The sequence below is a fragment of the Streptomyces sp. NPDC048258 genome (genome assembly GCF_043201995.1).
Lineage (GTDB): Bacteria > Actinomycetota > Actinomycetes > Streptomycetales > Streptomycetaceae > Streptomyces.
The window spans coordinates 563,940-584,623 of the sequence record NZ_JBICZH010000002.1 but is presented as its reverse complement, the minus strand read 5'-3'; the positions used below and the strand labels follow the sequence as shown (position 1 = coordinate 584,623).

General features: G+C 71.1%; 24 protein-coding genes and 1 pseudogene. 6 read left to right on the top strand and 19 right to left on the bottom strand.

Annotated elements, in window-relative coordinates:
* Positions 1-86 precede the first annotated feature (86 nt).
* Positions 87-305: a hypothetical protein gene (locus ACGFYQ_RS06850; protein WP_069922122.1), complete on the bottom strand. Its 219-nt coding sequence runs from the start codon at positions 303-305 to the stop codon at positions 87-89.
* A gap of 349 nt (positions 306-654) precedes the next feature.
* Positions 655-936, bottom strand: a complete 282-nt coding sequence (locus tag ACGFYQ_RS06845) for an acylphosphatase (RefSeq protein WP_393740667.1) — start codon at positions 934-936, stop codon at positions 655-657.
* Positions 937-1,072: 136 nt separating this feature from the next.
* Between ACGFYQ_RS06845 and ACGFYQ_RS06840 the strand changes: the two genes are divergently transcribed.
* A complete protein-coding gene (locus tag ACGFYQ_RS06840; protein ID WP_393740665.1) occupies positions 1,073-1,987 on the top strand; it encodes a CAP domain-containing protein in 915 nt (304 codons plus the stop codon).
* Between the two features lie 33 nt (positions 1,988-2,020).
* On the opposite strand, the gene ACGFYQ_RS06835 is transcribed toward ACGFYQ_RS06840, so the two are convergent.
* The gene (locus ACGFYQ_RS06835; protein ID WP_393740663.1) at positions 2,021-2,626 is read right to left on the bottom strand and encodes a flavodoxin family protein; all 606 of its coding nucleotides are present in this window, start codon (positions 2,624-2,626) and stop codon (positions 2,021-2,023) included.
* Between the two features lie 125 nt (positions 2,627-2,751).
* Here ACGFYQ_RS06835 and ACGFYQ_RS06830 point away from each other — a divergent pair, with 125 nt between their 5' ends.
* Entirely contained in the window at positions 2,752-3,159 is a 408-nt protein-coding gene (locus ACGFYQ_RS06830; protein ID WP_393740661.1) for a winged helix-turn-helix transcriptional regulator, read from the top strand.
* Here the strand turns inward: ACGFYQ_RS06830 and mutM are convergent.
* From mutM to ACGFYQ_RS06785, 9 genes are all read right to left on the bottom strand, one after another.
* Positions 3,132-3,992, bottom strand: a complete 861-nt coding sequence (mutM, locus tag ACGFYQ_RS06825; RefSeq protein ID WP_393740659.1) for a bifunctional DNA-formamidopyrimidine glycosylase/DNA-(apurinic or apyrimidinic site) lyase — start codon at positions 3,990-3,992, stop codon at positions 3,132-3,134. The genes ACGFYQ_RS06830 and mutM overlap by 28 nt on opposite strands.
* Before the next feature lie 131 nt (positions 3,993-4,123).
* Positions 4,124-4,984: a ribonuclease III gene (gene rnc, locus ACGFYQ_RS06820; RefSeq protein ID WP_393740657.1), complete on the bottom strand. Its 861-nt coding sequence runs from the start codon at positions 4,982-4,984 to the stop codon at positions 4,124-4,126.
* Positions 4,985-5,003: 19 nt separating this feature from the next.
* Entirely contained in the window at positions 5,004-5,177 is a 174-nt protein-coding gene (gene rpmF / locus ACGFYQ_RS06815; protein WP_003965982.1) for a 50S ribosomal protein L32, read from the bottom strand.
* Between the two features lie 2 nt (positions 5,178-5,179).
* Entirely contained in the window at positions 5,180-5,848 is a 669-nt protein-coding gene (locus ACGFYQ_RS06810) for a YceD family protein (protein WP_393740655.1), read from the bottom strand.
* Between the two features lie 111 nt (positions 5,849-5,959).
* Positions 5,960-6,973 carry a cell division initiation protein gene (locus tag ACGFYQ_RS06805; RefSeq protein ID WP_393740653.1) on the bottom strand — a complete coding sequence of 338 codons (1,014 nt, stop codon included), beginning with the start codon at positions 6,971-6,973 and terminating at the stop codon, positions 5,960-5,962.
* A gap of 103 nt (positions 6,974-7,076) precedes the next feature.
* Positions 7,077-7,556 (bottom strand): pantetheine-phosphate adenylyltransferase, encoded by a 480-nt coding sequence (gene coaD, locus ACGFYQ_RS06800; protein WP_393740940.1) that lies wholly within the window; start codon positions 7,554-7,556, stop codon positions 7,077-7,079.
* A 14-nt stretch (positions 7,557-7,570) separates the two neighbouring features.
* Complete coding sequence (rsmD, locus tag ACGFYQ_RS06795) at positions 7,571-8,149, bottom strand: 16S rRNA (guanine(966)-N(2))-methyltransferase RsmD (protein WP_393740651.1); 579 nt, start codon at positions 8,147-8,149, stop codon at positions 7,571-7,573.
* A 43-nt stretch (positions 8,150-8,192) separates the two neighbouring features.
* Positions 8,193-10,391, bottom strand: coding sequence for an ATP-dependent DNA helicase RecG (recG, locus tag ACGFYQ_RS06790; RefSeq protein WP_393740649.1), 2,199 nt, complete (start codon positions 10,389-10,391; stop codon positions 8,193-8,195).
* Between the two features lie 37 nt (positions 10,392-10,428).
* Positions 10,429-12,081 (bottom strand): DAK2 domain-containing protein, encoded by a 1,653-nt coding sequence (locus tag ACGFYQ_RS06785; RefSeq protein WP_393740647.1) that lies wholly within the window; start codon positions 12,079-12,081, stop codon positions 10,429-10,431.
* Between the two features lie 241 nt (positions 12,082-12,322).
* Here ACGFYQ_RS06785 and rpmB point away from each other — a divergent pair, with 241 nt between their 5' ends.
* Entirely contained in the window at positions 12,323-12,508 is a 186-nt protein-coding gene (rpmB, locus tag ACGFYQ_RS06780) for a 50S ribosomal protein L28 (protein WP_007266795.1), read from the top strand.
* Positions 12,509-12,605: 97 nt separating this feature from the next.
* Here rpmB and thiD read toward each other — a convergent pair whose 3' ends face one another.
* A complete protein-coding gene (gene thiD / locus ACGFYQ_RS06775; RefSeq protein WP_393740645.1) occupies positions 12,606-13,406 on the bottom strand; it encodes a bifunctional hydroxymethylpyrimidine kinase/phosphomethylpyrimidine kinase in 801 nt (266 codons plus the stop codon).
* A complete protein-coding gene (locus ACGFYQ_RS06770) occupies positions 13,403-14,386 on the bottom strand; it encodes a thiamine-phosphate kinase (RefSeq protein WP_393740643.1) in 984 nt (327 codons plus the stop codon). Before ACGFYQ_RS06770 ends, thiD begins: the two co-directional genes overlap by 4 nt.
* A gap of 230 nt (positions 14,387-14,616) precedes the next feature.
* Between ACGFYQ_RS06770 and ACGFYQ_RS06765 the strand changes: the two genes are divergently transcribed.
* A complete protein-coding gene (locus ACGFYQ_RS06765) occupies positions 14,617-14,850 on the top strand; it encodes an Lrp/AsnC family transcriptional regulator (RefSeq protein ID WP_030011290.1) in 234 nt (77 codons plus the stop codon).
* Positions 14,851-14,873: 23 nt separating this feature from the next.
* Positions 14,874-15,356, top strand: a complete 483-nt coding sequence (locus ACGFYQ_RS06760) for a DUF3515 family protein (RefSeq protein WP_393740641.1) — start codon at positions 14,874-14,876, stop codon at positions 15,354-15,356.
* Positions 15,357-15,443: 87 nt separating this feature from the next.
* On the opposite strand, the gene ACGFYQ_RS06755 is transcribed toward ACGFYQ_RS06760, so the two are convergent.
* From ACGFYQ_RS06755 to ACGFYQ_RS06745, 3 genes are read right to left on the bottom strand one after another with little or no spacing between them, the layout of a single operon-like run.
* Positions 15,444-16,601: a D-alanine--D-alanine ligase family protein gene (locus ACGFYQ_RS06755; RefSeq protein ID WP_393740639.1), complete on the bottom strand. Its 1,158-nt coding sequence runs from the start codon at positions 16,599-16,601 to the stop codon at positions 15,444-15,446.
* A gap of 39 nt (positions 16,602-16,640) precedes the next feature.
* Positions 16,641-17,651 carry an NAD(P)H-dependent glycerol-3-phosphate dehydrogenase gene (locus ACGFYQ_RS06750; protein WP_393740637.1) on the bottom strand — a complete coding sequence of 337 codons (1,011 nt, stop codon included), beginning with the start codon at positions 17,649-17,651 and terminating at the stop codon, positions 16,641-16,643.
* Positions 17,648-18,400 carry a lysophospholipid acyltransferase family protein gene (locus tag ACGFYQ_RS06745; protein WP_393740635.1) on the bottom strand — a complete coding sequence of 251 codons (753 nt, stop codon included), beginning with the start codon at positions 18,398-18,400 and terminating at the stop codon, positions 17,648-17,650. The genes ACGFYQ_RS06750 and ACGFYQ_RS06745 overlap by 4 nt, the downstream gene beginning before the upstream one ends.
* A 190-nt stretch (positions 18,401-18,590) precedes the next feature.
* Here ACGFYQ_RS06745 and cofC point away from each other — a divergent pair.
* Positions 18,591-19,247, top strand: a pseudogene (cofC, locus tag ACGFYQ_RS06740) (2-phospho-L-lactate guanylyltransferase); the annotation flags it as partial.
* A gap of 303 nt (positions 19,248-19,550) precedes the next feature.
* Here the strand turns inward: cofC and ACGFYQ_RS06735 are convergent.
* Positions 19,551-20,228 (bottom strand): HU family DNA-binding protein, encoded by a 678-nt coding sequence (locus ACGFYQ_RS06735; RefSeq protein ID WP_393740633.1) that lies wholly within the window; start codon positions 20,226-20,228, stop codon positions 19,551-19,553.
* A gap of 145 nt (positions 20,229-20,373) precedes the next feature.
* Positions 20,374-20,601 carry a hypothetical protein gene (locus tag ACGFYQ_RS06730; RefSeq protein WP_385406642.1) on the bottom strand — a complete coding sequence of 76 codons (228 nt, stop codon included), beginning with the start codon at positions 20,599-20,601 and terminating at the stop codon, positions 20,374-20,376.
* Positions 20,602-20,684 lie beyond the last annotated feature (83 nt).

The window sequence follows — 20,684 nt, the reverse complement described above, 5'->3', positions numbered from 1 at the left end:
GGGGCGCGGCGTCGAAAGAAAGAAGGGACGCCGGAGCGTCCCTTGCAGATCATGCGGGGCTGGATTCGAGCGACGAATCGTGCGGATCAGGTGAGCGCAGGCTCCGCCTGGGGTACGTCGATCTCGATGCTGTCGAGCAGCGAGTCTCCGTCGTGCTGAGCGGCGGCCGCGTTCAGCGCGTCATTTTCGGACTGAATCCGTACGAGCTCGGACTCAAGGTCCTGGACGCGCTGCTGAAGCCGTCGCATCTCGGCGAGGAGTCGCGGATCGGAACCGCCGACGTAACCGAGAAGCGCCTTTGCCATGATGGATGGTCCTCCACACTGAGTGACCGACCGAAGCGGTGTGGGTCGTGAGGGAATCGCACCCGCGGATGTCCGGCAGCGACTGACAGTCACTGCGCTTACTACTGCCAACACTGCCAAACAGCTCAGGTGCGCGGGGCTTCCAGCGTCTCACCAAAAAGTTTGACGGTCAACACGATCACGCCCCGTATCGGCGGGCAGCCCGGGCCCCGCAAGGGGCGTGGAGATCATCCTCGTCTCCGAGCCTTCCACGGATCGTGCGCGTCGGCAACGCGTCGACGGAGAATGCGCAGATCCGACCGTGTGCGGACGATCCCGGGGTGTGATCAGTACATGATCAGGCGATCGGTCATCTGATCGCGAAACCGTCATAGCCACCGCGCGGTGTGCCCCAGATCTCTGTCACTCCGTCCACCTCGCCGGGCGTGTCGGCCGAGCACAGCCAGTCGAGCAGCCGGTGGCAATTCTCACGTTGACCTTCCGCCACCACCTGCACTCGCCCGTCGTCGAGATTGAGCGCGAAGCCGACGACTCCGCCGATCTCCAGAGCGTTCTCCCTGGTGAACCAGCGGAAGCCCACTCCCTGCACACGACCGCGCACCCAGGCGATCAGGCGGACATCTTCATTCATGCGTGAACGCTAACCGGGCAAACACTTTCGGGGCACATCGCCCCCTGGCCCCATGGCGTACAGTCCCGGACCAATGAACTCACCCGTTTGGGTGAGTAAGGGACGATCTTGACCAGGTAAGGAAGGCACGACGCCGATGGGACGCCACCGACTCCACGCCGCACCGCACCGCGGCGGCAAGCGCGGCACCGCCCTGCGTACCGGCCTGCTGGGCGTCTCGGTGGCCGTGGCCCTCGGGACGGCGGCCGTCACCACCGGCATGGTGCCGGTCGGCAGCTCCTTCCCCTATGTGGGGGTCGACGGTTCGGGTTCCGCCGGCACGACGGAGGCCCGGGCGAAGGCCTCGCCGGCCCCCGTCGGCAGCGCGCTGGAGCAGCAGGGGGGCCTCGCCAACCTGTCCGGCCGCGCCTCCGCGGGCACCGGCGCCGGCACCGCCGGCCCGTCGGCCTCGCCTTCCCCCTCCGCCTCTCCCTCTCCCTCCGCTTCCCCCTCCGCCTCGCCGAGCCCGTCGGCGTCGGCTTCCGCCGCGGCCGCGCCGAGCGCCTCGCCTTCCGCGAAGCCGTCCGCGAAGCCCTCCGCGAAGCCGTCCGCCAAGGCCCCGGCCAAGCCCGTTCCCGTCCCGTCGAAGCCGCCCGTCAAGGTGCCGACCACCCCGCCGACGGCCGATGACGGCCACTCCGCCGAGGAGGCGGCCGTGGTGACCCTGGTGAACCAGGAGCGCGCCCAGGCCGGGTGCGGACCGGTCCGGGCGAACCCGCCGCTGGCGGCGCTGGCCGGAGCCTTCAGCAAGGACATGGCGGTCCGCGGCTTCTTCGACCACACCGACCCCGACGGCAACACCCCCTGGGACCGGGCGACCAAGGCCGGGATCTCGGGCCTCGGCGGCGAGAACATAGCCCGCGGCCAGGGCGACGCCCAGGCCGTGATGAACGCCTGGATGAACAGCCCGGGCCACAAGGCGAACATCCTCAACTGCGAGTTCCGCACCCTGGGCGTCGGCGCCCACATCGCCGCCGGCGGCCCCTGGTGGACCCAGGACTTCGGCTTCTAGTTCTGGTCCCCCCGCGTCCGAAGGCCCGGGGATCTAGAGCGCGGCCAGGGCCGCGCGGCCCGCGACGACGACGCGGGTGTGCTCGGCGACGCGGCGGCCCAGGTGCTCGGCCGTCGCGATGTCGGCCTTGTGGACCGCGTCCGCGCCCTCGTCCGAGTTGGACTGGGCGGCGGCGCCGGCGAAGACGCCGAGGCGGTTGAGGTCGTTCTCCGAGGCGGTGCTGGAGTTCCAGCCCGGCTTCAGACCCAGGTTGACCCAGCTCATGCCGTGCTGCGCGGCCAGGATCTGGAAGAACTGCAGGGTGTGCAGCTTGTCGCCGCTCTTGGAGGCGGAGTTCGTGAAGCCGGCCGCCACCTTGTCCTGCCAGACGTCACCGAACCAGCGCTTCGAGGTGGCCTCGGCGAACACGTGGAAGGCGCCGGAGGCGGTGCCCATGTAGGTCGGGGAGCCGAAGACGATCGCGTCGGACGCGTCGAGCAGCGCCCACTGCGCGTCGTCGATCTCGTCGACCTTGATCAGGTGGACCGTAGCGCCGGCCTCGGCGGCGCCGTTGCGGACCGCCTCTGCCACGACGGCGGTGTGACCGTAGCCGGAGTGGTAGGCGATCGAGACGACGGGGGTGTGCGTGGTTCCGGACAAGGCGGTTCTCTCCCTCGGAGAAGTGCTCGCCGCACACGGGGCGTGGTGCGACGAAGGAAAGACAATCACTAACTTTTCGAAAGCGCAACCCAGTGGATAGCGCTGCACGGAGGTACGCTCTTCCCATGGACACACCAGCCGTCTGTACCGACGCCGCCGGATGCGAACTACCGTTCGACGCATTCGCGCGTGCCTGCCCGTCCCGCGAGACCCTGGAGCACGTCACCGGCCGCTGGGGCAGCCTCACCGTGGGCGCGCTGCGCGAGGGCCCGTGCCGCTTCAACGAGCTGCGCCGCCGGGTGGAGGGCGTGAGCGAGAAGATGCTCTCCCAGACCCTGCACGCGCTGGAGCGCGACGGCATCGTCAATCGCGAGGCACAGCCGACGAACCCGCCCCGCGTGGACTACGAACTGACCCCGCTCGGCGTCGAGGTGGCGGACCGTCTGCTCTCGCTCATCCACTTCCTGGAGGGGAGCATGCCGGAGGTGCTGACCGCCCGGCAGACCTACGACGACACGCGCGGAGCCCGCTGACAGCGCGGGCAGAAGTAGCTGGACCTGTTCATCCAGGGGCGGCGGCGCATCGGTGTGCCGCAGCGCCGGCAGGGCTCGTCCTCGCGCCCGTAGGCGTCGAGCGAACGGTCGAAGTAGCCGGACTCCCCGTTCACGTTGACGTAGAGGCTGTCGAAGCTCGTGCCGCCCACGTCGAGGGCGGCGTTCATGACGTCCCGGACATGGCCGAGGAGTTCCGCGCTCCGGGGGCGCGTGAGGGTGGCGGTGAGGCGCTCGTAGTGCAGCTTGGCGCGCCACAGCGCCTCGTCCGCGTAGATGTTGCCGACCCCGCTGATCAGGGACTGGTCCAGCAGCGCCCGCTTGACCGTGGTCCGCTTGGCGCGCAGCGCCAGGTGGTAGGCGCCCTCGTCGAACAGCGGGTCCAGGGGGTCGCGCGCGATGTGCGCGATGACGTCGGGCAGCCCGTCGGGCGTGTTCTCGTGCAGCGAGAGCCCACCGAAGGTCCGCTGGTCCACGAAGCGCAGCTCGGTGCCGGCGCCGTCGTCGAACCGGACCCGGATCCGCAGGTGCTTCTCGTCCGGGGCATCCTCGGGCTGTACGAGCAGCTGCCCGCTCATTCCCAGATGCCCCAGGACGGACAGGTCCCGCTCCGGCAGGGGCAGCCACAGGTACTTCCCGCGCCGCTGCGGCACCCCGATGGTCTGCCCGGTGAGGCGCGCCGCGAAGTCGGCCCCGCCGCCCGGATGGCGCCGTACGGCCCGCGGGTGCAGGACCTCGACGGCCTCGACGGTCCGCCCGGCCACCCAGCGCTCCAGCCCCCGCCGCACGACCTCGACCTCGGGCAGCTCGGGCACGGTGTTCCTCCGGTGGCGATGCGGTTCTGGGCGCTGCCGCCGAGCCTACCGGCCCCGCCGCGGCGCCCGGGAAACGGGACCGCCCCGCCCTTGCGGGGCAAGGGCGGGGCGGGGGGATCCCGAAGGAAGGGTCAGGCGTCCTGGGCCGTGTCGGCGGGCTTCGGCGCCCCGCCGTCCTCGGCTTCGGTCCCGGTCCCGGCCGAGACCGGGACCTCGACCGCAGGAGCGGCGGCGGCAGCGGCTTCCGCCGCGATCCGCTCGTCCGCCGCGGTACGGATACCGCGCCAGGCGGATTCCGCCGCCTGCTGTTCCGCTTCCTTCTTGCTGCGGCCGGTGCCGGTGCCGTACGAGACACCACCGACGCGGGCGGCAGCAGTGAAGGTCTTCTCGTGGTCCGGACCGGTCTCGGTGACCAGGTATTCCGGTACGCCAAGACCTTCGGCCGCCGTGAGCTCCTGGAGACTGGTCTTCCAGTCCAGGCCGGCTCCGAGGTTCGAGGACTTCTCGATGAGCGGGTCGAAGAGCCGGTGAACCAGCTCCGAGGCCGCGTCGAGGCCCTGGTCGAGGTAGACCGCGCCGATCACCGCTTCAAGGGTATCGGCGAGGATGGAGGCCTTGTCCCGGCCGCCCGTGCCCTCTTCGCCCCGGCCGAGCCGGATGAAGGAGCCGAGTTCGAGGCCGCGCCCGACCTCCGCCAGTGCGCGCGAGTTGACCACCGCGGCCCGAAGCTTGGCCAGCTGGCCTTCGGGAAGATCGGGGTGGGTCGTGTACAGCGTGTCCGTGACCACCAGGCCCAGCACGGAGTCCCCGAGGAACTCCAGCCGTTCGTTGGTGGGCAGACCGCCGTTCTCGTACGCGTACGAGCGGTGGGTCAGTGCACGCACCAGAAGGGCGGACTCGAGTTGATACCCGAGCCGCCCTTCCAGAAGCGTGTGGGACGAGGCCGCGTTGTTACTGTCTGCCTGCTTCTCAGCGTTGGACAGCTCAGACATTGCGCCTCTCACCAGCCGCTCAGACCTCGAGGACCTGGCGCTTGTTGTAGGTGCCGCAGCTCGGGCACGCAATGTGCTGGAGCTTCGGCTCCTGGCAACGCTCACACGAAACCAGGGTGGGGACCGCAGCCTTCCACTGCGACCGGCGGTGGCGCGTGTTGCTGCGCGACATCTTCCGCTTCGGAACAGCCACGGCTACTTCTCCTGCTTCTCGGCGGCGCCCTGAACTCCGTCAGAGGCAGTGCCGCTCATGTTGTCCTTCTCGCCGTCCTGATCGGTCACGACGAGTCCTTGCAATGCCGCCCAACGGATGTCGACGGCGTCATGGTGGTGGTCCGGGTCGTCGTTCAGGCTGAGCCCGCAATCGGGGCACAGTCCGAGACAGTCCTCCCGGCACACCGGCTGCAGCGGCAGTGCGAGCACCACCACGTCGCGCAGCACGGGTTCGAGGTCGAACAAACCGTCCTCGAGGAAGAGCGTGTCCTCGTCGTCCTCGGCGTCGTCGGCCGGTTCCGCCTTGGAGCGGCTCCGGTCGTCGGCGTCAGGGTACGAGAACATCTCCTGGAAGTCCGCCTTGAGCTCGCGCTCGACGGACTCCAGACACCTTACGCACTCCCCTACGGCCGATGCACGGGCGGTGCCTGTGACAAGCACCCCTTCCATGACCGACTCCAGGCGGAGCTTGAGCTTCAGCGGGGTGCCTTCCGGTACCCCGATGACCCCGGCGAGACCGAGGTCCGCCGGTGCCGCGATCTCACGGGACAGCCGCTGCATGGCACCAGGACGCCGACCCAGCTCGTGTGTGTCGAACACGAGGGGGTTGCGGTGGTCGAGGCGGGTATTCAGGGCCGTTCCTGCTTTCACGGATCGCTAAAGATCAAAAATTCCGCCGCTTAAGGGCAGCATGGATCGCGGTGCATACGCGCGACCGAACAGCCAGGATACCCGGCACCGCGCTCTGCGCCCAATCCGGGCCTAGCGCCCCTGTTCGTACTGGCGCAGCTGGTCCAGGTTGATCATGCTCGTGTCGAAGAAGCTGGTCTCGTCGAGCGAGGGCTGCGGCGCCTGCGGCTCCTGGTACGCGGCGTACGGGTCCGGCTGCTGCTGATAGCCCGCGTAGGGGTCTGGCTGCTGCTGGTACCCGGCATAGGGGTCCTGGTGGCCCTGGTAGGCGTACCCGTCCTGCTGCTGGGGCTGCTGGTAGGAGTACGTGTCGTACACCGGCTCCGGCTGCGCCGGGATCGGCGCCCGGACCTGCTGGGGCTCGGCCAGGCCGGCCAGGAAGTCCGCGTCGCTCGACGAGCGGGTCTGCTGGGCGCCCGCCGCGTCCTGGGCGGCCATGTGCGCGCCGAGGTCGTCCGTGGGCACCCGGCCCAGCAGCTTCTGCCGGCCGCGCCCGACGGCCTCCAGGGTCTTGGAGAGCACCGCCTCGAAGGTCGCCAGCTTGGTGTCCACGTACGCGTCCGCCTGCTGCCGCTGCGTCTCGGGGTCGTGGCTGCGCTCGGGCGCGTCCGCGTCGGGGTAGCCGTGCTCGTCCAGCCCCGGACCGCGGCCCAGCAGTTTCTCGCGGCCGCGGTCCACCGAGCCGATGGTCTTGGTCAGCACGACCTCGAAGTTGGCGAGCTTGCTGTCGACGTAGTCGTCGGCCTCGGCCCGGATCTCCTCGGCCTCCCGGCGGGCCTCGTCCAGGATCCGGTCCGCCTCGGCCTGGGAGCGCCGGGCGATCTCGGTGTCGGAGATCAGCGAACCGCGCTGGTTGTGGGCGGACTCGATGATCCGCTCCGCCTCCCGGCGGGCCTCCTCGACCATCTGCTCCCGGCCGCCGATGAGCTCCTGCGCCTGCGCGAGCGAGCCGGGGAGCGCCTGGCGGACCTCTTCGAGCTGGGCGAGCAGCTCGGCGCGGTTGATCACGCAGGAGGCCGACATGGGCATGGACCGGGCGCCGCCGACGGCCGCGACGATCTCGTCGAGCTTCTTCTGCACGTCCATGGGGGCTCGCACTCTCTCGGCCTCAGGCGGTTCCTGAGACGGACGGGTCGACTGTAAGGCCAGCGGGCGGGCCCCCGACACTGACTGACGGACCGTCAGTGGCTCAGCGGTTGCGCAGCCGCTCCATCAGCGCCGTGTGCACGTGCGCCGGCAGCAGGTGGGCCACGTCGCCGCCCCAGGCGGCGACCTCCTTGACCAGCGAGGACGACAGGAAGCTGTAGGTGGGGTTCGTCGGCACGAAGAGCGTCTCGACGCCCGACAGCCCCATGTTCATCTGGGCCATCTGGAGCTCGTAGTCGAAGTCGCTGACGGCGCGCAGGCCCTTGACGATGGCCGGGATGTCCCGCTGCTTGCAGAAGTCGACGAGCAGGCCGTGGAAGGACTCCACCTGGACGTTCCCGTAGTCCGCCGTCGCCTCGCGGATCAGCTCGATCCGCTCCTCGACGGTGAACAGTCCCTGCTTGGACTGGTTGATCATCACGGCGACGTGGACCACGTCGTAGAGCCGGGAGGCGCGTCCGATGATGTCGAGGTGTCCGTTGGTGATGGGGTCGAAGGACCCCGGACAGACGGCGCGGCGCAACTGAACTCCCTCGTTCATGAGTCTTCGCTGGTGAAGGCGGCGCGACCGTACCAAAGGGTGCCCTCGCCGTACTTCCGCGACCGGAGCGGCTCGAAGCCCTCGGGCCACGGGAAGGCGCCGCTCCTGGTGCTGCGCTCCACGGTGACGAGCGCATCGCCGGTGAGCCAGCCATTGGACCGGAGTGTGAGGAGGATCTCCCGGAGATCGCCGTGGTCCACGGCGTACGGCGGGTCCAGGAAGACGATGTCGTACGGGTCCCCGGACGCGGTGGCCGCCACGATCTGCTCGGCCTTGCCCGACCGGAACTCGGCTCCGGGCAGGTCCAGCGCCTTGATGTTGTCGCGGATCGCCTTGGCGGCCTTGGTGTCGGCCTCGACCAGCAGGGCGTGGGCGGCGCCGCGCGAGAGGGCCTCCAGGCCGACGGCGCCGGAGCCGCCGTACAGGTCGAGGACCCGGGCCCCTTCGACGCCGTGCAGCGACTCCCAGGTGGAGAAGAGCCCTTCGCGCATCCGGTCCGAGGTCGGCCGGGTGCCGGTGCCCGGGGGCACGGCCAGCCGTCGCCCGCCGGCGCTGCCGGCGATCACGCGGGTCATCTGGGGGGTCCTTCAATCTTCGGAGGTATCGGCACCCCCATTGTCAGCCCTTCTCCAGGTACTGCTCCCGCTCGGTGTCCAGCAGAGCCTCCAGGGCGGTCCGCAGGCCGGGCAGCCGCTCCAGTTCGGGATCGTCGGCGACGACGCGTGTGGCCTCCTCCCGGGCCTGGGCGATGACCTCCTCGTCCTCGATGACGGCGAGCATCCGCAGCGAGGAGCGCACCCCCGACTGGGCCTGCCCGAGCACATCGCCCTCGCGGCGCTGCTCCAGGTCGATCCGGGACAGCTCGAAGCCGTCGAGGGTGGCGGCGACCGCGGCCAGCCGGGCCCGGGCGGGGCTCGCCTCGTGCATCTCGCTGACCAGCAGGCACAGGCCGGGCGCGGAGCCGCGGCCGACGCGGCCGCGCAGCTGGTGGAGCTGGGAGACCCCGAACCGGTCCGCGTCCATGATCACCATGACCGTGGAGTTCGGCACGTTCACCCCGACCTCGATGACGGTGGTGGCGACCAGCACCTTGACCTCGCCGGCCGCGAACCGGCGCATGACGTCGTCCTTGTCGGCCGGGTCCATCCGGCCGTGCAGCACCTCCACGCCCAGCCCGGCCAGCGGTCCGCGCGTGAGCTGCTCGGCGATGTCCAGGACGGCGAGCGGGGGCCGCTTCTCGGCCTCGTCCTCCGCGGAGGCCTTCTTCTTCTTGGGCTCGTCCTCCCCGTCACCGATGCGCGGGCACACCACATACGCCTGGTGCCCGTTCTCCACCTCCTCGCGCACCCGCTCCCACGCCCGCGTGAGGAAGTGCGGCTTGTCCTTGGCCGGCACCACGTGGGTGGCGATCGGCGAGCGCCCGGCGGGCAGCTGGTCGAGGACCGAGGTCTCCAGGTCGCCGAAGACGGTCATGGCGACGGTGCGCGGGATCGGGGTCGCGGTCATCACCAGCAGGTGCGGCGGCTGCTTCCCCTTGGACCGGAGCGCGTCGCGCTGCTCGACGCCGAAGCGGTGCTGTTCGTCCACGACGACCAGGCCGAGGTCGTGGAACTGCACCTTGTCCTCGATCAGCGCGTGCGTGCCGATCACGATCCCGGCCTCGCCGGTGACCAGGTCGAGCAGCGCCTGCCGTCGCGCGGGCATCCCCATCGACCCGGTGAGCAGCACGACCTTGGTGCCCTGGTCGGAGCCGCCGAGCATGCCGCCCTCGGCGAGCTCGCCCATCATCTCGGTGATGGAGCGGTGGTGCTGCTGCGCGAGTACCTCGGTGGGCGCGAGCATCGCGGCCTGCCCGCCGGAGTCCACGACGGCGAGCATGGCCCGCAGGGCCACCATCGTCTTGCCGCTGCCGACCTCGCCCTGGAGCAGGCGGTGCATGGGGTGGCTGGTGGAGAGGTCGTCGAAGATCTCCTTCGACACGGTCTGCTGGCCCTCGGTGAGGGTGAAGGGGAGCTTGGCGTCGAAGGAGTCGAGCAGACCGCCGGGGGTGGGGCGGCGGGGGACGGCCGGGAGCTGGGAGTCGGCGTGCCGGCGGCGGGCCAGAGCCACTTGCAGGACGAAGGCCTCGTCCCACTTCAGGCGCTGGCGGGCGTCGTCGATGTCGACCTTGGTGGCCGGCCGGTGGATCTTCAGCAGGGCCTCGGTGAGGGGGACCAGCCCGCGGCCCTCGCGCAGGGAGGCGGGGAGCGGGTCCACGGCTTCCTGGACACCGGGCAGCACCGCGTCCACGCACTTGGCGATCTTCCAGGACTCCAGCTTCGCGCAGGCCGGGTAGATCGGGATGAGCTGGTTGGCGAAGGCGGTGGCCGCGTCCCGGTCGGAGGCGTCCGCGCCGAGCGGCTCGTACGCGGGGTGCGCCAGCTGGAGCTTGTGGTTGAACTTCGAGACCTTGCCGGCGAACATCGCGCGGCTGCCGGGTAGCAGGTCCTTGTGCGGCTTGTGCACGCCGGCGCCGAAGAAGACCAGCTGGAGCCGGCCGCTGCCGTCGGTGATGGTCACCTCCAGCCGTTTGCCGCGGCCCCCGTTGAAGGTCAGGATCCGGGCGTCGGCGACCTGGGCGACGACGGTCACGTGCTCGTCGATCTGGTCGGCGAGCTCGGCCAGCGAGGTCAGCTCACCGCGCTCGGCGTACCGCCGGGGGTAGTGGTGGAGCAGGTCCAGGGCCGTGTGCAGGCCGAGCTGCTCGGCCAGCACCTTGGCGGTGGCGGGGCCGAGCGTCTTCTTGAGGTCTTCGTCGAGCGCGGGCACGTCTTCCATTGCACACCATGCCGCTGACAAGGCCGCTGTTCGACCCTTACTCCACGCCGATGAGGAGCGGGGCCGAGTACCGCCCGCCCCGGTAGGTGACGGTGTCCACGGCCAGGTGCCCGTGCTGTACGTAGGCCTCCAGGCGCTCGGCGAGGGCGTCCGGCACCTCGGGTCCCAGGACCAGGGTGACGAGTTCGCCGCCGGAGCCCAGCATCCGCTCCAGGACGGCCTCGGCGGTCTCGGTCAGGCCCGCGCCGATGACGGCGACGTCGCCGTCGATGAGGCCGAGCACGTCGCCGGCCTGGCAGATGCCGGCCGAGGTGAAGGACTGCCGTTCGGCGACGGCCAGTTCCGCGTAGCGGGTGGCGCCGGCCGCGGCGGTCATCGCGACGACGTCCTCGTCGAAGCTGCCGTCCGGGTCGTGCACGGCGAGGGCGGCCAGGCCCTGCACCGCGGAGCGGGTGGGGATCACGGCCACGCGCACGCCGTCGGCGCGGGCCTGTTCGGCCGCGGCGGCCGCGGCCGCGCGCAGTTCGGCGCCGCCCGGCAGGAGGACCACCTCGCGGGCGTGCGCGCGGCGGATGGCGTCGACGAGCTCCGCGACGGCCGGGACCTCCCCGGGGGGCGCGAGCACGGTGGTCGCGCCCGCCTCCCCGCACAGCACGGCCAGCCCTTCGCCGGGGACGACGGCGACCACGGCCCGCTGGGCGCGCTCGCCACGGCCCCGGCGCCGCTCGTCGCCGAAGTGCGTGATGCGTATCCGGTACGGCCGGCCGGCGACGACCCCGGCCTCCACGGCCGCACCCGGGTCGTCGACGTGGACGTGGACGTTCCACAGCCCGTCCCCGCCGACCACGACCAGGGAGTCGCCGAGCCCGTCGAGCCGTGCGCGCAGCTCTGCGACGGCCGCCTCGGAGGCCTCCAGCAGGTAGATCACCTCGTACGCCGGCCCGTCCTGCTCCTGCGCGCAGGGCTCCGGGGTCTGCGGTACGGGTACGGCCCGGCCGCGCACCGGTTCGGCGGCCGGTTCCTGGCCGGAGAGCGCCTGCCACAGGGCCCCGAGTACGGCGACCAGGCCGCAGCCCCCGGCGTCGACCACCCCGGCCCGGCCCAGCGCGGCCAGCTGCCCGGGCGTCTCGGCCAGTGCGGCGCGGGCCGCGTCGTAGGCGGCCCGGGCCACGTCGGCGGCGGTCCCGGCGGCGGTCCCGGCGGTCTCGCCGGCCCGCGCGGCCGCGGCGGCGACGGTGAGCATGGTGCCCTCCACCGGGTGCGCGACGGCCTCGTACGCCTCCTGCGCGGCCCGGGTCAGCGCCTCGGCCAGCAGCCTGCCGGGCTCCCGTCCCGCGGGCTCGTCGCCGAGTACGTCGGCCACTCCGCGCAGGAGCTGCGCCAGGATCGTCCCGGAGTTCCCCCGGGCCCCGATGAGCGCCCCGCGCGCGTAGGCCCGTACGGCCCCGGCCAGGGAGGTACCGGACGTGGCGAGGGCCTCGTCCTCGAAGGCCGCCGTCAGGGCGCGGTCGGCCGATTCGGCGGTGAGGTAGAGGTTGGTGCCGGTGTCCGCGTCGGCCACGGGATAGACGTTGATCGCGTCGATGTCCTCGCGGGCCCGGCCCAGTGCGGCCAGGGCGAGCGAGCTCCAGGTGCGCACCGCTTCGGCGTCGAGCTCGTCAGGGGGCTGCGGCTGCGGCTCGTGCGGCACCGGGCGTTCCTCCTTGTGCGGGCCAGGGTTCACCGCAGGGTAACCAAGGACTGCCCGGGCGTCCGGACCACGGGGCGCGGGCAGCGGCGGTCATGGTAGTTTTCTTGGACGGACGCAGTCGTTGTATGCTGCTCCGGTTGCCCGACGAGAGTCGGGCCATTCCCCCGGCAAACCACTTCAGACTCTCTGATCCGGTGCGCCGGTTTCACTGTAATTGCATCTGAAGTCTTTGGAGTGACCTGTGGCTGCCAACTGCGACGTTTGCGCCAAGGGGCCGAGCTTCGGCAACAACATCTCCCACTCGCACCGCCGCACCTCGCGTCGCTGGAACCCGAACATCCAGCGCGTCCGTGCCGTGGTCAATGGGACGCCGAAGCGCCTCAACGCCTGCACCTCGTGCATCAAGGCCGGCAAGGTCTCGCGCTGACGCCTCACGTCGTAGCGCAGCCCTTTCCGGTTGCCAAAAGGAAGGCCGGTTCACCTCTGGTGAACCGGCCTTTTGCCTTTCCCGGACCGGGTGGGGCTCAGCGCCACCGCCAGGCGTGATCCACCGGGCCGATGCCCCCGCCGAGCGCGAAGCCGGCGGCGATGGCGCCCGTGACGTACTCCTTGGCGGCCCTGACCGCCTCCGGGACGGACAGTCCCTTCGCCAGGCCCGCCGCGACCGCGCTCGCCAGGGTGCAGCCCGTGCCGTGGGTGTGCCGGTTGTCGTGCCGCGGGGCCCGCAGCCAGTGTTCTTCGGTTCCGTCGGTCAGCAGGTCCACGGCCTCGTCCCCGTGCGCCGCCAGGTGTCCGCCCTTGATCAGCGCCCACCGGGGCCCGTAGCCGAGGATCGCGTCGGCGGCCCGCCGCATGTCGTCCTCGGTCTCCACCACCACGCCCGTGAGCTGCGCCACCTCGTCCAGGTTGGGCGTGGCCACGGTGGCCCGCGGCAGCAGCTCCTGGCGTACGGCGTCCAGCGCCGAGGCGGCCAGCAGCGCGTCCCCGTGCTTGGAGACCCCCACGGGGTCCACGACGGCCGGGGCGGGGGTGGCGGCCAGCAGCGCGGCCACCGTCTCCACCAGCACGGCCGAGGAGAGCATCCCGGTCTTCACGGCCTGGACGCCGATGTCGTCCACCACGGCCCGGTACTGGGCCGTCACGGCCTCGGCGGGCAGCTCCCAGGCTCCCCGTACGCCGAGGGAGTTCTGCGCGGTCACAGCGGTCACCACGCTCATGCCGTGCACGCCGAGCGCCAGCATGGTCTTGAGGTCGGCCTGGATGCCCGCGCCGCCGCCGGAGTCGGATCCGGCGACGGTCAGGCACAGCGGCGGGGCGCTGGTCACAGCGCGCCGTCCTCGGTCGCCGGGTCGGCCCCGAAGTGGTCCCAGCCTCCGGTGCTGGTCCAGGGGGCGCCGTCCACGGTCACCTGGGGCAGCGCGGAACGGTTCAGCACCTCCCCGATGACCTTCCAGCGGGCGGGGAGCTTCACGTCCGGCGGGAAGGTGGCCACGATCGCGTGGTCCTCTCCCCCGGTGAGCACCCACTGCAGCGGGTCCACGCCGACGGCCTGCCCGATGTCGTGCATCTGGGTCGGGATGTCGACGGCCGCCGAGCGCAGGTCGATCCGTACCTTGCTGGCCTCGGCGATGTGCCCGAGGTCGGCGATCAGGCCGTCGCTGACGTCGGTCATGGCGGTGGCGCCGAGCCCGGCGGCCGCGGGGCCGGCGTGGTACGGCGGTTCGGGGCGCCGGTGGGCCTCCACGAAGGCCCGCGGGGAGCGGAAGCCGCGCGAGAGCACGGCGAAGCCCGCCGCGGACCAGCCCAGCCAGCCGGTGACGGCGACGACGTCGCCGGGCTGGGCGCCGGAGCGCAGGACGGGTTCGTGGTTGCGCAGGTCGCCGAGGGCGGTGATGGCGACGGTGATGGTGTCGCCGCGTACGACGTCTCCCCCGACCACGGCCGCGCCGGCGACCTGGCACTCGTCGCGGATGCCGTCCATCAGCTCGGTGGGCCAGGTGACCGGGAGTTCGGCGGGGACGACGAGGCCGAGGAGCAGCGCGGTCGGCACCGCGCCCATGGCGGCGATGTCGGCGAGGTTCTGGGCGGCGGCCTTGCGGCCGACGTCGTAGGCCGTGGACCAGTCGCGCCGGAAGTGCCTGCCCTCCAGCAGGATGTCGGTGCTCGCCACGACCCGCCGGTCGGGGGCCGACACCACCGCGGCGTCGTCGCCCGGACCGAGCCGGACCGCCGGGGTGGTGGTGAGCCGTGAGGTGAGCTCCCGAATGAGCCCGAACTCCCCCAGCTCGCCCACAGTGCCCTTCATCGCTGTGCCCCTTCTTGCCCAGTCCGCTTGCGGTCGCGAGCCGTCACAGCTCTGGGTACCGTCAACAGATACGTCAACTTCTGCTCTCCGTACGCCCCGCTGTGCGTGGCGCCGGGCCCGCAGGTCTCCCCGCGGCGCACGGCGACGCGGTACCGTGGCGTCTCTTCTTCCCCCGGGAGTCCCACCCGAAGGTTAGGGGAAATGATCCTCGTGGCCGCCCTGGAGGTTCCGTGGTACAGGCGTACATCCTTATCCAGACCGAAGTGGGCAAGGCGTCGTTCGTCGCCGAGTCCATCGGCCAGATCCCGGGGGTGATCCAGGCCGAGGACGTGACGGGCCCGTACGACGTGATCGTGCGCGCCCAGGCCGACACCGTGGACGACCTCGGCCGCATGGTCGTGGCCAAGGTCCAGCAGGTGGAGGGGATCACCCGCACCTTGACCTGCCCGGTGGTCCATCTGTAGCCCCCGTCTACTCTTGGCCGGTGATGTCCCTCCACCGCCGGCCCGTCCGTCTGCCCGCTCTGCTGGCCCTGCTGGCCCTCGCGGGCTGTACCCCGGGCGATTCCGAGGCCCGGGTGGACCCGCCGCCCACGCCGCCCGCCGACGTCGCGGGGTTCTGTGCAGCACTGCACAAGGAGCTCCCGGAGACGGTGGCCGGCCTGGCGCGGACCCCGACCGAGCCGGAGTCCGGTCTGACCGCCGCGTGGGGCGGCTCGGCGATCGTACTGCGGTGCGGTATCCCCAAGCCCCCCAAGATGGCTGATCCGAAGCAGGAGGGCGTCCACGTGAACGGGGTGGCCTGGCTGCTGGAGAAGCTCCCGGACGGCGGTTTCCGGTTCACCACCGGGCTGCGGCTGGCGTACACGGAGGTCCGGGTCGACAAGGAGCATGCCACGGACGCGGGGATGCTGGTCGGGCTGTCCGCCGCCGTCGCCGGGACCGTGCCCGAGGGCATCTCGTCCTACTGAGCTCCTGCCGAGCGCACCGCCGCCCGCCGAACCGTGCTTTTGAGGGCGGGCTCGGCGGGCGGTCGGCTGTACGGGCGTCCCGGGCGGCTAGCGCAGCCCGGTGGAGCGGCGCAGAGCGGCCTGGATCAGCAGGTCCACGAGCTCCTGGTACTCGATGCCCGACTCCTGCCACATCCGCGGGTACATCGAGATCGGGGTGAAGCCCGGCATCGTGTTGATCTCGTTGATGACGAACTCGCCGTCCTCGGTGAGGAAGAAGTCGGCGCGCACCAGGCCCTCGCAGGACGCGGCCTCGAAGGCCTCGATCGCGAGCCGCTGCACCTCGGCGGTCTGTTCCGGGGTGAGCGGGGCGGGCACGATCCCGGAGGCGGAGTCGATGTACTTCGCCTCGAAGTCGTAGAAGTCGTGGCTGGAGACCGGCGGGATCTCGGCGGGCGCGCTCGCGCGCGGACCGTCCTCGAATTCCAGGACGCCGCACTCGATCTCGCGGCCGCGCAGCAGCGCCTCCACGATGATCTTCGGGTCGTGGCGCCGGGCCTCGCGGACCGCCGCGTCCAGGCCGGAGGCGTCGTCGACCTTGGTGATGCCGATGGAGGAGCCGGCCCGGGCGGGCTTGATGAACAGCGGCCAGCCGTGCTCGGCGGCGAAGTCCAGGATCTTCGCCTCGGCGGCGTCCCGGTCGGCTTCCCACTCGCGGGGGCGGATGGTCACGTACGGGCCGACGCGCAGCCCGAAGGACGTGAACACCCGCTTCATGTAGTCCTTGTCCTGGCCGACGGCCGAGGCGAGGACGCCCGAGCCGACGTACGGGACCCCGGAGAGCTCCAGGAGGCCCTGCAGGGTGCCGTCCTCGCCGTACGGGCCGTGCAGGACGGGGAAGACGACGTCGACCTCGCCCAGGGCCTTGGGGACGGCGCCCGGCTCGGTGTAGAGGACCTCGCGGCTGGCGGGGTCGACCGAGAGCACGACGGCGCCGTCGTCGGAGTCGGCGAGCTCCTCGACACTCGGGAGCTTGCGGTCGGCGATGGCCATCCGCGCGGGCTCGTCGGCGGTCAGTGCCCACCGGCCGTCCGTGGTGATGCCGATGGGCAGCACCTCGTACTTGGAGCGGTCGATGGAGCGCAGCACCGCGCCCGCCGTGACGACCGAGATGGCGTGTTCCGAGCTGCGGCCGCCGAACACGACGGCCACGCGGGGCTTGCGGCCCTGCTGCTCAGGGGTCTGGGGGAGGTTCTCGCTGCTCATATCGCCACGAGGGTACCCGCTCAGACGTCCGGAATGGAGTCAGCGGCGTTCCGGTTTGGCGCTGCGTCCCATCAGTTCCTTCAGCGCGACCAGGGTCGGCTTGCCGTGGTGGACGATGTCCACGACCGTCTCGGTGATGGGCATGTCCACTCCGTACCGGTGGGCCAGATCGGCCACGGACTGGCAGGACTTGACTCCCTCGGCGGTCTGCTTGGTGACCGCGATGGCCTCCTCCAGGGTCATCCCGCGGCCGAGGTTGGTGCCGAAGGTGTGGTTCCGGGAGAGCGGCGAGGAGCAGGTGGCGACCAGGTCGCCGAGGCCCGCGAGGCCGGAGAAGGTGAGCGGGTCGGCGCCCATCGCCAGGCCCAGCCGGGTCGTTTCGGCGAGGCCGCGGGTGATGAGCGAGCCCTTGGTGTTGTCGCCCAGGCCCATGCCGTCCGCGATGCCGACGGCGAGGCCGATGACGTTCTTGACGGCGCCGCCGAGCTCGCAGCCGACGACGTCGGTGTTGGTGTACGGGCGGAAGTACGGGGTGTGGCAGGCGGCCTGAAGGCGCTGCGCCACGGCCTCGTCCACGCAGGCGACGACGGAGGCGGCGGGCTGCCGGGCGGCGATCTCGCGGGCCAGGTTGGGGCCGGTGACTACGGCGACGCGCGCCGAGGGGACCTTGGCCACCTCTTCGATGACCTCGCTCATCCGCTTGGCGGTGCCGAGTTCGATGCCCTTCATCAGGGAGACGAGCACGGTGTCGGGGGCCAGCAGGGGCGCCCATTCGGCGAGGTTTCCGCGCAGGGTCTGGGAGGGGACGGCGAGGACGGTGAAGTCGGCGCCGCGCGCGGCCTCGGCCGGGTCGGTGGTGGCGCGGAGGTTCTCGGGGAGTTCGATCCCCGGGAGGTAGTCGGGGTTGGTCCGGCCGGTGTTGACGGCGTCGGCCAGCTCCTGGCGGCGGCCCCACAGGGTCACCTCGCAGCCGGCGTCGGCGAGCACCATGCCGAAGGCCGTGCCCCAGGAGCCGGTTCCGAATACGGCTGCCTTCACGGGACGTGTCACTTCTTGCCCTCCCCCGCGGCCTTGCGCCGCTGTTCCGCCCTGGCCTTGCGATGGTCGTACGGCCGCTCGGGCGCGGTCTCTCCCCGCACCTCCTCCAGCAGCCCGGTGATGGCCGCCATGATGACCTCGGTGACCTCCTTGAGCACTTCCGGGGTGGGTTCCCGGTCGTAGTAGGCGGAAAGGTCGACGGGCGGTCCGGCCAGCACCTGGAGGGTCTTGCGGGGGAAGAACTGGACCTTGTTCTCCCGCGCGTAGGGCGGCATCGCGAGATTGGCGCCCCACTGGGCCACCGGAATGACGGGAGCCCTGGTGATCAGCGCGACCCGGGCGGCGCCGGTCTTGCCGGCCATCGGCCACATGTCGGGGTCGCGGGTGAGGGTGCCCTCCGGGTAAAAGGCCACGCATTCGCCGCGCTCGATCGCGTCCACCGCGGCCCGGAATGCGTCCAGGGCGTTGGTGCTCTCCCGGTAGACCGGGATCTGCCCGCTGCCGCGCAGGATCGCGCCGACAATGGGGACCTTGAAGAGGGCCGCCTTGGCGAGCAATCGGGGTACCCGGCCGGTGTTGTACTGGAAGTGCGCGTAGGAGAGCGGGTCCAGATACGAGTTGTGATTGACGGCGGTGATAAATCCGCCCTCGGCCGGAATGTGATCCATTCCCCGCCAGTCCCGCTTGAAGAGCACTACCAGCGGCGGTTTTGCGATGACCGCCGCCAGGCGGTACCAGAAGCCGATTCTGCGGCGGGACACTCGGACACCTTCCTCTAGGACCGGTGCGCAGCTTGGGCACCTCGTCGGCCGGACAAGTGTCGCCCCAGGCCCGGTCTCTGTCGAGAACACCGTACGCCCCGCTCAGGCCACCGGACCCCCGGGCTGCCGGGGCGGAGGGGACAATGGGCCGACGCATGACCCGGCCATGACCTGACCATGGGCTGTGGTTGTGCCGGAGCTCGCCGGAGGGAAGGGGTCGGTCACGAACGCCGTCTGGAGCCTGGTGGTCCCGCTGAAGCCTCTGGCGGTGGCCAAGAGCCGTCTCGCGACGGCCGTGGGCGCCTCCCGCCCGGGGCTCGCGCTCGCCTTCGCCCAGGACACCGTGGCGGGGGCGCTGGCCTGCGCCGCGGTCGCGGATGTGGTGGTCGTCACGGACGACGCCGAGGCCGGTGCGGAACTGGCCCGCCTCGGCGCGCGGATCGTCGCGGACTCCCCGGGGGCCGGGCTCAACGCGGCGCTGGCCCACGGGGCGCGGGCGATACGGGCGGGCCGGCCCCGGGCGGCGGTGGCCGCGATGAACGCGGACCTGCCGGCGCTGCGGCCGCCCGAATTGCTACGCGTGCTCGAAACCGCCTCGGCATTTCCCCGGGCATTTCTGGCGGATGCGGCCGGAATCGGTACGACCTTGCTTTCCGCTGCTCCGGACGTGGAATTGGCACCCTCGTTCGGCGGTCCCTCACGGGCCAGGCATTCGGCGTCGGGAGCGGTGGAAATCGCCCTGTCGGGAGTGGACAGCGTGCGCCGGGACGTGGACACGGGGCGGGATCTGCGGACGGCGCTCGCCCTCGGGGTGGGGCCCCACACGGCCCGATACAGTGCCGGTATGCAGGCGACCGCGTACACGTACGACTCCCAGACCCGCAGCGGCAGTGTGCTGCTGGACGACGGCACCCCGGTGCCCTTCGAGGCCCCGGCCTTCGACGCGGGCGGCCTGCGGCTGCTGCGACCCGGGCAGCGGGTGCGGATCGAGACGGACGGCGAGGGCGCGAGCCTGCGGATCACCCTGGTCACGCTGCAGACCTTCTGACGTCTGGCCTTCTGCCCCTCTGGCCTTCTGACCTGCGAAGAACGCACCGCGGGCCGGTTTCCCCCGGCGGGGAAACCGGCCCGGCGTGTGTGACTCGTGCCCTTACTTCTTGCGGGCGGTGGTCTTCTTCGCGGTGGCCTTGCGCGTCGCCGTCTTCTTGGCGGGCGCCTTCGTCGCTGCGGTGGCCTTCTTGGCGGCCGGAGCGGTCTTCTTCGCGGTGGCGGTGGTCTTCTTCGCCGCCGGGGTGGCCTTCTTGGCGGTGGCGGCCTTCTTCGCCGTGGCCGTCGCCTTCTTGGCGGTGGCCGTGCTCTTCACCGCCGCCTTCTTGGCGGTCGCGGTGGTCTTCTTGGCGACGGCCTTCTTCGCGACCGTGGTCTTCGCCGCCGCCTTCTTGGCGGTGGTGGCCTTCTTCGCGGCGGCCTTCTTGACCGTCGCGGAAGCGCCACCGGTGAGGCTGCCCTTGGGCGCCTTCTTCACCGACACCTCGCCGCCCTTGGGCAGCTTCTTGGTGCCGCTGACCAGGTCCTTGAACCCCTGGCCCGCACGGAAGCGGGGCACCGAGGTCTTCTTGACCCGGACGCGTTCTCCGGTCTGCGGGTTGCGGGCGTAACGGGCCGGACGGTCGACCTTCTCGAACGAGCCGAAGCCCGTGACCGAGACCCGGTCGCCCGCGACGGTAGCGCGGACAATGGCGTCCAGTACCGCGTCGACAGCGTCCGCGGCCTGCTGACGGCCGCCCAGCTTGTCGGCAATCGCTTCTACGAGCTGCGCCTTGTTCAACGTCTTCCCCTTCGGAGACTTCGCCAGAACGAATGTGTTCAAGCTTATTTCGCACGTTAGGCGGATATATACCGCAAATCAAACACGAAACGGGCTAATCACCCTAGTGCCGCAACGCTGTAGGCCGTTACGGAGTTCCTTCGCATCAGTCGCCTTCAGGGAATCGACCCTCGTCGAGGTCCTTCATCAACCTGTCCAGGCGCCTTGCCGCATCGGCGAGATCGTGCTTCGCCACGGCCGTGACGACCAACAGCTTCCGGGACAGCGCCATCCTTACGCCCTCCGGGACTTGCAGTGAGCGAACCCTTGTGTGTGCTTCTTTCAACCGGTCCGCGACGAGTTCGTAGAGCTCAAGTTGACTGTCGCGTTCCATGCACAGATTGTGCCATCTGGGGCGAGTTGTCGCCTCACGGGGCCTCAACACACAGCTGTGCCCCCCACCATCCGGTGGGGGGC